Genomic DNA, 11,371 nt, shown 5'->3' with positions numbered 1-11,371 from the left:
TCACTGAAAGCGTGCGCGATACTCCCCCGGCGTCAGGCCAAACTGGCGCCGGAACAGACGGCTAAAATAGTCGCTATCGGCATAGCCGCAGCGCTTCGCCACTTCCCCCACCGGCAGGTGGTATTTTTGCAGGATGGTTCTCGCCTTCGCCATACGCACCCAACGAACGTAATCCACAAAACTCATCGTCCCCTGTTGGGAGAACAGGCGTGACAGATGGTTAGCCGAAATATTAAAAAGCGCGGCGACGCTGTCCCGCGACAGGGATTCAGCATAGTTTTCCTGCACCCAATTACAAATGCTCTGATAGAGAAAATCCCCGCGCGACAGTCCCGGTTCAGGCAGCGAAGACACCACTTTCCGGCACCAGTGCAGCAGGCTCAGCACCAGCGGTTGAATAATGGCCTGATCCTGCGGGGAAGTGCTCAGGTGCGTCAGGGCCATCAGCATCGCGGCACATTCGCCTCGTTCAGGATGAGGAAGCTCAACGTGTCGCTGCGCAGGCACGGATCGCCCGTGACGGGTATCATGAAACACCAGCCCCAGCCACGACGGCGCAAAAAGAATGCTCAGCAGCATGACCGGTCGTTCAAACACCGGGACGCTGGCGGCCTGGGCGGGAAGAAACAGCATTTCCCCCTGGCAGAGGGTCTGCTGCCCGGTAACCAGTCTGTTGCCATATTCCCCGCGAAGAACGACATCAAGCCGTGGCCAGTCGCGGCTCACGCTTCCGACAGCGTCAGACGCGCCACGTTGAGCAAACCAGACTCGCCCCAGCTGCTGTGGGTTGAGCACCAGGCCGCTCAACAGATCGGCAAAAAACTGCTGATCGGCGGGCAACAGGGTTGCGCGCATATCACCCCCTGCGCGCATCCGGGCGTACCAGGTCGAAGCGATGGCTGTCACTGATGGCGTAGTAGGCTGTAGGTCCACCCGCACGCAGAATGGGCTGCGCTTTCGCGGTCTGGTATATCCCCTCTTCCAGCAAACTCTCGGCGATATGGACGCCCACGACTTCGCCGAGCACCAGCCAGGTATCAATCGGTGTCCCATCCGCGCCGGTAAGCTGAATGCACTGTGACAATCGACACTCGAAATTCACCGGGCTTTCCGCCACGCGCGGCGAGCTCACAAGCTGGCTGGCTACGGGCGTCAGGCCGGCAAAGGTAAATTCATCCTCGCCATGAGGGAGCGTGGCGGAGGTTTCATTCATCGCCTCGGCCAGATCGCGCGTTGCGAGGTTCCAGACAAACTCCCCCGTTTCGGTAATATTCCGCACGCTATCCTTCCAGCCGTTGCTTGAAAAACCAATGATCGGTGGGCGATAGTTAAAGCAGTTAAAGAAGCTGTACGGGGCAAGGTTCAGTTGACCGGCCTTATCACAGGATGAGATCCAGCCAATCGGACGTGGACCGATAATGGCGTTCAGCGGGTCGTGCGGCAGGCCGTGCCCCTGAGACGGTTGGTAAAAGTACATATCGCTCTCTCTACGCTGGGGCTGCAACGCGCATTGCCCGGGTTCAGTCTTTCCAGCGTAACGAAATTTCCGTTCAGCGTGAATCGGGACGCCGGGTTTATTGCCAAAAATTCATATGGCGCATGATTGTGACCTTCATCACTTCAAACTTACGGTTTCAGACAGTATCATCAGATAAGTTAAACCCTCGCTGCCAGACGGCGAGGGTTTTCTTTTGGATTGGTTTCTGCGTTACACGCAGCATTAACGACATGGAGTAAAAATGTCCAGACCTACGATTATCATCAATGAACTCGACGCAGAACGTATTGACCGACTGTTGGAGAAACCAGAATTCGCCTCGCTGCCGGTAGCCGATGCGCTGAACGAAGAGCTCGACCGGGCGCAGATGTGTACGCCTGAGACCATGCCGCATGATGTGGTCACCATGAACAGCCAGGTGAAGTTCCGCAACCTGACCACCGGAGAGGAGCTCACTCGTACGCTGGTCTATCCGGGGCAGATGACCGACAGCAGCACGCAACTGTCGGTGCTGGCACCCGTGGGCGCAGCGCTGCTTGGACTGCGCACGGGCGATACCATCCACTGGGAACTCCCGGGCGGCGCCTCAGCTCACCTGGAAGTGCTTGAGCTGCTCTACCAGCCCGAAGCCGCTGGCGATTACCTGCGTTAATCCCTTCTGAACAAGCGACCCCGCTTTGCACAGAGGATGCACCCGCATCCTCTTTCCGCAAATTCACCCTATTGTGCTATACCGGACAAAAACCGCTTAATCCACGCTTAGTCTGTTGTAGTGCCGTGGGGACGGTCATGGGTGAGATACTTGTTATCACACTGGTTTTTCTCATCATCCTGGCGATCCTCGTCGTGGCGGTGCTGTATCTTGAGCGCCACTGGTGAGTGAGGAACCTCACACAACGCCGCCGGGGAAGGCATTCACCAGTCCCTTCACTTTCTGCTGCGCTGCCTCCGGGGTGTCTGCGCCAGGCACCAGGATCACCTTGCGGCACTCCTCCTCCCGTTTTTCGAAGATCTTATAGGCGCGTTCCGCATCAGCCAGCGGAAGATAGTGGGTCACAATATCTTCTGGGGTAAGCAGCCCTTTTTCGATGAGCGGCAGCAGCTCTCCCAGCCAGGCATGGACGTGGGTCTGCCCCATCTTAAAGCTCAGCCCTTTATCGAAGGCATCGCCAAACAGGAAGCCGTGAATAAAACCGGCGTACACGCCCGGCACGCTGACCACGCCGCCGCGCCGCACCGCAGCAATGCACTGGCGCAGGGCTTTGCCGCTGCTGCCTTCAATTTTCAGGTTACTGAGGATCGTTTCCGTGGTGCTGCCTTTGGCCTCAAACCCGACGGCATCAATCACCGCATCCACTCCGCGCTGTCCGGCCGTTTGCTCAATGATTTTCTCCGCCGCGTCGTTATCGTCATCAAAGTTAATCGGGATCGCGCCGTAGCGCTCCTGGGCAAACCGCAGTCGATAGGGATGATGGTCAACCACGAAAATCTGCTCTGCGCCGAGAAGCCGCGCGCAGGCAATGGTCAGTAACCCCACCGGCCCGGCCCCGAATACGGCGACGCTGGAGCCTTTCTGGATCTGCGCATTTTTTGCCGCCTGCCAGGCGGTAGGCAGAATATCTGACAGGAAAAGCGCTTTGTCGTCAGACAGCAGCTGGGGCACTTTAAACGGCCCCACGTTGCCTTTCGGGACGCGCACATACTCCGCCTGTCCGCCCGGCACGCCGCCGTAAAGATGGCTGTAGCCAAACAGCGCGGCAGGGGCGGGAATTTGCTTTTTGTTCAGCGCCGCGCCCTGCCCGCGGTTCGTGTTTTCGCAGGCCGCGTACTGTTGCATCTGGCAAAAGAAGCAGTCACCGCAGGCAATCACAAACGGGATCACCACCCGGTCACCTTTCTGCACGTTTTTCACTTCGCTCCCGCACTCCACCACCTCGCCCATAAATTCATGACCAAAAATATCGCCGTGCTGGACCTTGGGAATTTTTCCGCGATAAAGATGCAAATCAGAACCACAGATCGCCGTGGCCGTTACGCGCAGGATGATATCGTCAGGCTGTTCGATGCCCGGATCGGGGACATTATCGACCCGAACATGATGTGGACCGTGATAGGTGAGAGCTTTCATGCAACCTCCGAAAGGGTGTGGGTAAGCTTATAAAAGGGTAGCTACCTCTCGGGATCTGCCCCGGAATCCGGCTGTTTTGAGATTTATCCTGGCGAGATAAAAAAGTGCTGTCGGGATTACAGAAACCTTTTATATTTTGTGGTTGAATGATTTCAGCGTTTATAAACAAGGAGAAACGGTTATGTATCAAACAATCATTATGCCGGTTGATGTTTTCGAAATGGAACTGAGTGATAAGGCTGTACGTCACGCGGAATTTCTCGCGCAGCAGGACGGAGTTATTCATCTTCTGCATGTTTTACCGGGCTCTGCCAGCCTGAGCCTGCATCGTTTCGCTGCTGATGTGCGTCGTTTTGAAGAGCATTTACAGCATGAAGCCGAGACACGCCTGCAAACCATGGTCGGGCACTTCAGCATCGATCCTTCCCGCATCAAAACCCACGTCCGGTTCGGTAGCGTGCGCGACGCCGTTAATGAGCTGGCGGGGGAATTAAATGCCGACGTGGTAGTGATTGGTTCACGTAACCCTTCCATCACCACTCACCTGCTGGGGTCGAACGCCTCCAGCGTGATCCGCCACACCCACATTCCGGTGATGGTCGTGAGATAAAAAAAGAGGCCACCTTTTGGTGGCCTCTGGCATTGCAGGTGTCGTCTTGCTTTCTTTTATTATGCGGTTTTGGTGCGGATCAGATAATCAAACGAGCTCAGCGACGCTTTCGCACCTTCGCCAGTGGCGATGATGATCTGTTTGTACGGCACGGTGGTGCAGTCGCCCGCCGCAAATACGCCCTTCACGCTGGTTTCGCATTTCGCATCAATGATGATCTCGCCCATGCGGTTGCGCTCAATCGCGCCTTCCAGCCAGGTGGTGTTTGGCAGCAGGCCAATCTGAACAAAGATCCCTGCCAGCGCCACGCTGTGGATATCGCCACTCACGCGGTCACGGTATTCCAGACCGGTCACTTTGCTGCCGTCGCCTTTCACTTCTGTCGTCTGGGCATTGAGCACGATATCGACGTTATTCAGGCTACGTACTTTATCCTGCAACACCTGGTCCGCTTTCATCTCAGGGGCGAACTCCAGCAGGGTAACGTGTTCAACAATTCCCGCCAGATCGATAGCCGCTTCCACGCCGGAGTTACCGCCGCCGATCACCGCGACGCGTTTACCTTTGAACAGCGGGCCGTCACAGTGCGGGCAATAGGTCACGCCTTTGGTGCGATACTGATCTTCGCCCGGGACGTTCATGTTGCGCCATTTCGCGCCGGTGGCAATGATCACGCTGCGCGCCTTCAGCACCGCGCCGGACGCTGTTTCAATCTGGTGCAAACCACCCTCGACCGCCGCCGGAACCAGTTTGCTGGCGCTCTGGCTGTCAATGACATCCACGTCGTAGTCGCTGACGTGCGCTTTCAACGCCCCGGCCAGCTTCTGGCCTTCGGTTTTCGGCACGGAAATGTAGTTTTCAATGTCAACGGTATCCAGAACCTGACCACCGAAACGCTCGCCCATCAGACCGGTACGGATCCCTTTACGTGCGGAGTAGACCGCTGCCGCCGCGCCCGCCGGGCCGGAGCCAACAATCAGTACGTCGTACGCATCGCGTTGGTTCAACTCTTCCGCCGCACGTTTTTCTGCGCCGGTATCCACTTTGGCGACGATTTCGGTCAAGGTCATACGCCCCTGGCCGAACTCCTGACCATTCAGGTAAACCGCCGGAACGCCCATCACGTTGCGCTCGGTGATTTCGTTCTGGAACGTACCGCCGTCAATCGCCGTGTGCTTAATGCGTGGGTTGAGGACTGACATCAGGTTCAGCGCCTGCACCACGTCCGGACAGTTATGGCAGGAGAGTGAGTAATAGGTTTCAAACTCAAAATCACCGTCGATATCGCGGATCTGCTCCAGCAGCGCCTGCGCTTCTTTTGACGGATGACCACCGGTCCACAGCAGCGCCAGCACCAGGGACGTAAATTCGTGCCCCAGCGGAGAGCCCGCGAAACGCGGCCCCTGGTCAGACCCTGGGTTGGCGATCAGGAAAGAAGGCTTACGGACTGCCAGCGTGTTGTCTTCTTTGAAGGTCACCTTCGGCGACAGCTCAGCAATCTCTGTCAGCAGCGCTTTGATTTCTGCCGATTTCGCGCTGTCGTCCAGCGTGGCAATCAGCTCAACAGGTTTGGTCAGTTTCTCAAGGTAGGCCTTGAGCTGGGTTTTCATGTTAGCGTCGAGCATTATTCTTCCCTCTCTTAAAACGTCATCATGCAAGCCGCCTTATACGGGCTGCCTGAATGCAACTTGCATCATGGTGCTGGAATGAAATGGGCGCGGGGAGCGCCCATTGATTGCCGGGTGGCACTTCGTTTACCCGGCCTACGATACTGTAGGCCTGTGCAAGCGTAGCGCCGCCAGGCTTTACAGACTTAGATCTTGCCGACCAGGTCCAGAGATGGAGCCAGCGTCGCTTCGCCTTCTTTCCATTTCGCCGGGCACACTTCGCCTGGGTGAGAAGCAACGTACTGAGCCGCTTTCACTTTGCGCAGCAGGTCAGATGCATCACGGCCGATACCTTCAGCGGTAACTTCGATAGCCTGGATAATGCCCTGCGGGTCAACAACGAAGGTCGCGCGGTCTGCCAGGCCTTCATCTTCACGCATGTTGTCGAAGTTACGGGTCAGGGCGCCAGTCGGGTCGCCGATCATCGCGTATTTGATTTTCGCGATAGTTTCAGAGCTGCTGTGCCACGCTTTGTGGGTGAAGTGGGTATCGGTAGAAACAGAGTAAACGTCTACGCCCAGCTTTTGCAGTTCTTCGTAGTGGTCTGCCACGTCGCCCAGTTCGGTCGGGCAAACGAAGGTGAAGTCAGCCGGATAGAAGAAGAACACGCTCCAGCGGCCTTCGGTATCTTTCTCAGTTACTTCGATGAACTCACCGTTTTTGAACGCCTGGTTTTTGAAAGGTTTAATTTTGGTGTTAATCAAGGACATCTGTACTTCCTCCGTGTTTTCGTTGAGATGTAAGGTAACCAACTTTGTTCATCGGGGCTAATGCGTATGCTTTATCAAATCAATCAGCCAAACCTTACAACAACAACAAGACAGCAAGGTGAACCTTTTACAGGAAAGCCTGAAAGTAAAAAGGCCGCCTCAACGGGCGGCCCTGATACCTGAATTCCCCGCAGGTACATTCAGTGCCAGCCGAAGCTGGCGTTGCGTTGCGCTCTACATACCTTGTATCAAGGCCGTAACAGCGGTTTGATTACAGCATCCGTGCGCGCATTGAGCAATGCATAAGAGGGATAGTCCTGCCTATGGTTGTGATAGGCAGAATCGAACAGGTCTCAGAAACGTTATAATTTAATTTCATTATAAATTTCGCGCTATATATAAATGCCAGTTGTCATTCAAATAATTCAATCACACTTTAAAGATAAAATTATCTTAATAAATCTTGAAGTTGTGTTTCAATAATCCAAAGCCGTGATATATTAAGATCACTTAATTTTTAAATTAAGCGAGTTACCCCCACGGATTGTTAAAGGTAACTTCCCTCTGTCGTACTCCATGATGTGATAACGACAGCAAACACAGCACACTCAGGACGAAACATGGCCAACCTCTACGACCTAAAAAAATTCGATCTCAATCTGTTAGTCATCTTCGAATGCATTTACCAACATCTCAGTATCAGTAAGGCTGCCGAGACACTTTATATCACGCCATCCGCCGTGAGCCAGTCGCTGCAACGTCTGCGTGGCCAGCTCAATGACCCCCTGTTCATCCGCTCAGGTAAGGGAATTACGCCGACCACGGTGGGCACCAACCTGCATCATCATCTTGAACAGAATCTCAACCAAATTGAGCAGACGATCAACATGATGCATCACTCGGACATCAAGAAAAAGTTCGTTATCTATTGCTCTCAAATGATGTCGCCCGGCTATATGCTCGAACCAATGAAGCTGCTAATGTCAGAGGAAAATTACGAGATAGAACAACGAGATATGCTTATCTCTCCGGAATCCGCAGAGGACCTGCTCGCCTACCGTAAAGCCGACCTGATCTTTACTATTGCCCCAATTAAGAATCGCTCTGTGGTGTGTTCTCACTTTGCCACGGTGCCAATAGCGTTAATCTGCCGAGAAAACCATCCAAGACTCGCCGATACGGTCAGTCTTGAAGCGTTATACCGGGAAAAATTCACCTTTTACCAGAGTGCGCACCCGGGCGTTAAAGAGTTCCAGAATCGCGCCAATGACCTTTTCCCGGAAAGAGATATTGCTTTTCGCACGGACTCCATCATTTCGCTTATCTCCATGGTCAGTTCATCTGATCTGTTAGGCTTTATACCCGTATCAATCTATGAAGCCTATAAAGAGACGTTAAAATTAAAACGGATCGCCGCCCCATTTGAATTGCCCGAAATACATGTCTATATGCTTTACAGCCGTTCATCGCTGAACAGCAGTGTTTTTTCAACGTTCATTGAGAAAATGCATAAACTCTGTCTTTCCGCTCCGTCTGCGTAAAATCATTTATATGATGAATATAAAAATCGCAAACTGAAAAAATGATCCCGTGAAAATAATGAAAAATGATTTCATAATATCGTCTTAATTTTTTCCAGACATTTAACACGCAGGATGCGATTAACCATGTCGATCTATAAAATCCCTTTACAGGAAAATGTTTTAGACGCTTCAGCGGAACGCATAGACTGGACGCTAAACAATTTCTCCAGGGTATGCGTTTCCTTTTCCGGTGGAAAAGATTCTACCGTGATGCTGCATCTCGTTGCCCAGCAAGCACGGCAATTAAAGCGAAAAATAGATGTCATCTTTCTGGACTGGGAAGCGCAATTCTCCTCAACCATTCAGCATGTTGACACGATGAGAACGCTGTATCGGGATGTTATCCATCAGTTCTGGTGGGTAGCGCTTCCGCTCACGACCCAGAACGCCCTGTCACAGTTTCAACCTGAATGGCAGTGCTGGGAACCCGGGACAAACTGGGTTCGCCAGCCACCGGAAGATGCCATTACTGATTATCACTATTTCGATTTTTATCAGCAGGGAATGACGTTTGAAGTCTTCGTGCGAGAGTTTGCCGAATGGTATGCGCAAAAACGTCCTGCCGCCGTTATGGTGGGGATCCGCGCCGATGAATCCTACAACCGCTTTCTGGCTATCGCGTCGGCACGTAAGCAGCGCTTTTCTGACGATAAACCCTGGACGACCGTCGCACCGGGCGGGCACACCTGGTACATCTACCCTCTGTACGACTGGAAAACCGCCGACATCTGGACGTGGTTCGCGAAATCAAAATGTTGCTATAACCCGTTATACGACCTGATGTACAAGGCGGGGGTGCCGCCGCGTTATATGCGCATCTGCGAACCGTTTGGCCCGGAACAGCGTCAGGGCTTGTGGCTCTATCATGTCATTGAACCCGAACGCTGGGCGGCGATGTGTGAGCGTGCCTGCGGGGTGCGCAGCGGCGGTATTTATGCCGGGCACGATAACCATTTTTATGGCCACCGGAAGATCCTGAAACCAGACCATCTTGGCTGGCGCGAATACGCCATGCTGCTACTCGACAGCATGCCGCAAAATACGGCGGAACATTACCGCAATAAAATCGCGGTTTATCTCCACTGGTATCAAAAGCGAGGCATGAACGATATTCCCGATACGCAGGAGGGTGACATTGGTGCAAAAGATATCCCCTCCTGGCGACGCATTTGTAAGGTTTTACTCAACAATGACTATTGGTGCCGGGCACTTTCGTTTAGCCCAAATAAGCCCAAACACTATCAGCGCTACAGCGACAGAGTGAAAGCAAAACGCAAGGAATGGGGGATTTTATGCAACAACGAATAATCACCGAAATGGAAACGTACCTTCAGGCACTTTCTGAGGAAGAGCGAATAGCCGCTATTAATGCGTTTCGTCAGGCATTACATGAAATCAGCCCTTTTCGCGATCAGCCCGTCGATTGCGTATTGTGGATAAAAAAGACAAACATCAGCGCTAACGATTACAACCCAAATAACGTCGCGCCACCGGAAAAGCGGCTGCTCAGCAAGTCACTGGAGCTGGATGGATTCACACAGCCTATCGTGGTGACGGAAAATGCGCCACAGCACTACGAAATTGTCGATGGTTTTCACCGCCATGATATCGGCAGTAACCGGGCGCCCCTGAAGCGCCAGCTTAAGGGTTACCTTCCTGTCACCTGCCTGCGTAAAGCGCGGCAGGAAAAGTTCGACCGCATGGCGGCGACCATTCGCCACAACCGCGCGCGCGGACGCCACCAGATCAACGCCATGTCAGAAATCGTGCGCGAGCTGGTGCTTATGGGCTGGAGTGAGCAGAAAATTGGCCAGGAGTTGGGTATGGACAGCGATGAAGTACTGCGTCTGAAGCAGATCAACGGTCTGCTCGAACTCTTCGCAGACCGTCGTTTTTCTGAAGCCTGGACGGTGAAATAGTCAGAGCGCGTTTAACCGCGCTGCCGCTGCCAGCAGCGTCGATTCCTGCTTCGCAAAGCAAAGTCGGATCAGCTTATGCGGGAAGGGATCGGCGCAGAACACCGACAGCGGAATGGCCGCCACGCCCACCTCTTTCGTCAGCCACTGGCAGAAACTCACGTCGTCCAGATCGGAAATCGCGCTGTAGTCGGCCAGCAGGAAATAGGTCCCTTCACAGGGTAAAATCTCCAGACGGCTTTTGCTCAACGCAGCCACAAACCGATCCCGACGCGCACGGTAGAAATCCGGTAGCTCACGGTAGTGTCCGGGTTCGCTGCGCAGCATATCCGCCAGCGCCAGCTGAGCGGGTGTGTTCACCGCAAACGTCAGATACTGGTGCACTTTTCGCAGCTCAGCGCTGATGGCGGCGGGTGCCACGCAGTACCCGACCTTCCAGCCGGTCATATGGTAGGTTTTGCCAAATGACGATACCGCGATTGCACGCTCACGAAGCTGCGGATGCGCCAGCACGCTGGCATGCCCCTCTTCGGCGAAGCAGATATGCTCATACACCTCGTCGCTCAGAACATAGATTTCACGTTCGGCGATGGCCTGCCACAGGGCGGCAAAATCGCTCTTCTGCCACACCGTCGCCGATGGGTTGTGCGGCGTATTCAGGATCACCAGCCGGGTTTTATCGCTCAGCAGCGCGGCAAACGCCTGCCAGTCCGGACGAAAATGCGGCGGCTGGAGCGCCACGCGTTTCACTACGCCGCCGGCCAGTTCAATCGCCGGGGCGTAGCTATCGTAGCTCGGGTCAAAACAAATCACCTCATCGCCCGTACGCACCAGGGCGGTTATCGCCGCATACAGCGCTTCGGTCGCCCCTGCGGTTACCGTGATATCGCTGTTCGCATCAGGTTTATAGCCATACAGCTCAGCCGTTTTATCCGCAATGGCTTCACGCAACGCCTGCACGCCGGTCATCGGCGCGTACTGGTTGGCTCCCTGCGCCACGTGGTACGCCAGACGCTCCTGCAAATATTTCGGCCCGTCAAAATCCGGGAAACCTTGTGAGAGGTTAATGGCGTTGTGCTGCTGCGCCAGGGCGCTCATCTGGGTAAAAATCGTCGTGCCGAGATTTGGAAGTTTACTCTGTGGGATCAACGGGTTATTGCTCATTGTAGTGTGCCTGCCTGTAATACTTATGTTGCTGACACTATAACACGATGTTAGTCTTTGGCAATCAAGACGCTTAGACGTCTAAACGATATAAA

Annotated in this window: 12 protein-coding genes; 6 read left to right on the top strand and 6 right to left on the bottom strand. The window is 54.0% G+C overall.

The annotated features are described in order from the left end of the window. Both FZF21_RS06160 and FZF21_RS06155 read right to left on the bottom strand, forming a co-directional pair. A complete protein-coding gene (locus tag FZF21_RS06160) occupies positions 1-855 on the bottom strand; it encodes an AraC family transcriptional regulator (RefSeq protein WP_063946092.1) in 855 nt (284 codons plus the stop codon). A 1-nt stretch (position 856) separates the two neighbouring features. Further along, on the bottom strand, positions 857-1,477 hold the full coding sequence (locus FZF21_RS06155) for a flavin reductase family protein (RefSeq protein ID WP_003858756.1): 621 nt from the start codon (positions 1,475-1,477) through the stop codon (positions 857-859). Positions 1,478-1,739: 262 nt separating this feature from the next. Here FZF21_RS06155 and rnk point away from each other — a divergent pair, with 262 nt between their 5' ends. Both rnk and yldA read left to right on the top strand, forming a co-directional pair. Next, positions 1,740-2,150, top strand: a complete 411-nt coding sequence (rnk, locus tag FZF21_RS06150; protein ID WP_047737907.1) for a nucleoside diphosphate kinase regulator — start codon at positions 1,740-1,742, stop codon at positions 2,148-2,150. A gap of 137 nt (positions 2,151-2,287) precedes the next feature. Next, the gene (gene yldA / locus FZF21_RS22275; RefSeq protein ID WP_015571155.1) at positions 2,288-2,377 is read left to right on the top strand and encodes a small membrane protein YldA; all 90 of its coding nucleotides are present in this window, start codon (positions 2,288-2,290) and stop codon (positions 2,375-2,377) included. 10 nt (positions 2,378-2,387) lie between these two features. Here the strand turns inward: yldA and FZF21_RS06145 are convergent, their stop codons facing one another. Then, positions 2,388-3,626: a zinc-dependent alcohol dehydrogenase gene (locus FZF21_RS06145; protein ID WP_015571156.1), complete on the bottom strand. Its 1,239-nt coding sequence runs from the start codon at positions 3,624-3,626 to the stop codon at positions 2,388-2,390. A gap of 181 nt (positions 3,627-3,807) precedes the next feature. Between FZF21_RS06145 and uspG the strand changes: the two genes are divergently transcribed. Further along, a complete protein-coding gene (uspG, locus tag FZF21_RS06140; protein WP_006809652.1) occupies positions 3,808-4,236 on the top strand; it encodes a universal stress protein UspG in 429 nt (142 codons plus the stop codon). A 59-nt stretch (positions 4,237-4,295) separates the two neighbouring features. On the opposite strand, the gene ahpF is transcribed toward uspG, so the two are convergent. Next, the gene (gene ahpF / locus FZF21_RS06135; protein WP_017382489.1) at positions 4,296-5,861 is read right to left on the bottom strand and encodes an alkyl hydroperoxide reductase subunit F; all 1,566 of its coding nucleotides are present in this window, start codon (positions 5,859-5,861) and stop codon (positions 4,296-4,298) included. Positions 5,862-6,049: 188 nt separating this feature from the next. After that, on the bottom strand, positions 6,050-6,613 hold the full coding sequence (ahpC, locus tag FZF21_RS06130; RefSeq protein WP_014882974.1) for an alkyl hydroperoxide reductase subunit C: 564 nt from the start codon (positions 6,611-6,613) through the stop codon (positions 6,050-6,052). Positions 6,614-7,233: 620 nt separating this feature from the next. Between ahpC and FZF21_RS06125 the strand changes: the two genes are divergently transcribed. The 3 genes from FZF21_RS06125 (at position 7,234) to FZF21_RS06115 (ending at position 10,115) form a co-directional block, all read left to right on the top strand. Then, positions 7,234-8,154: a LysR substrate-binding domain-containing protein gene (locus tag FZF21_RS06125; RefSeq protein WP_017694326.1), complete on the top strand. Its 921-nt coding sequence runs from the start codon at positions 7,234-7,236 to the stop codon at positions 8,152-8,154. Positions 8,155-8,280: 126 nt separating this feature from the next. After that, the gene (locus FZF21_RS06120) at positions 8,281-9,504 is read left to right on the top strand and encodes a phosphoadenosine phosphosulfate reductase (RefSeq protein WP_017382491.1); all 1,224 of its coding nucleotides are present in this window, start codon (positions 8,281-8,283) and stop codon (positions 9,502-9,504) included. Further along, positions 9,489-10,115 carry a ParB/RepB/Spo0J family partition protein gene (locus FZF21_RS06115; protein ID WP_017382492.1) on the top strand — a complete coding sequence of 209 codons (627 nt, stop codon included), beginning with the start codon at positions 9,489-9,491 and terminating at the stop codon, positions 10,113-10,115. Before FZF21_RS06120 ends, FZF21_RS06115 begins: the two co-directional genes overlap by 16 nt. On the opposite strand, the gene FZF21_RS06110 is transcribed toward FZF21_RS06115, so the two are convergent. Continuing rightward, the gene (locus FZF21_RS06110) at positions 10,116-11,276 is read right to left on the bottom strand and encodes a pyridoxal phosphate-dependent aminotransferase (protein ID WP_032620087.1); all 1,161 of its coding nucleotides are present in this window, start codon (positions 11,274-11,276) and stop codon (positions 10,116-10,118) included. Positions 11,277-11,371 lie beyond the last annotated feature (95 nt).

Source organism: Enterobacter sp. LU1 (assembly GCF_008271405.2).
Classification (GTDB): Bacteria; Pseudomonadota; Gammaproteobacteria; order Enterobacterales; family Enterobacteriaceae; genus Enterobacter; species Enterobacter hormaechei_C.
This window is presented reverse-complemented; position numbering and strand designations above follow the sequence as displayed.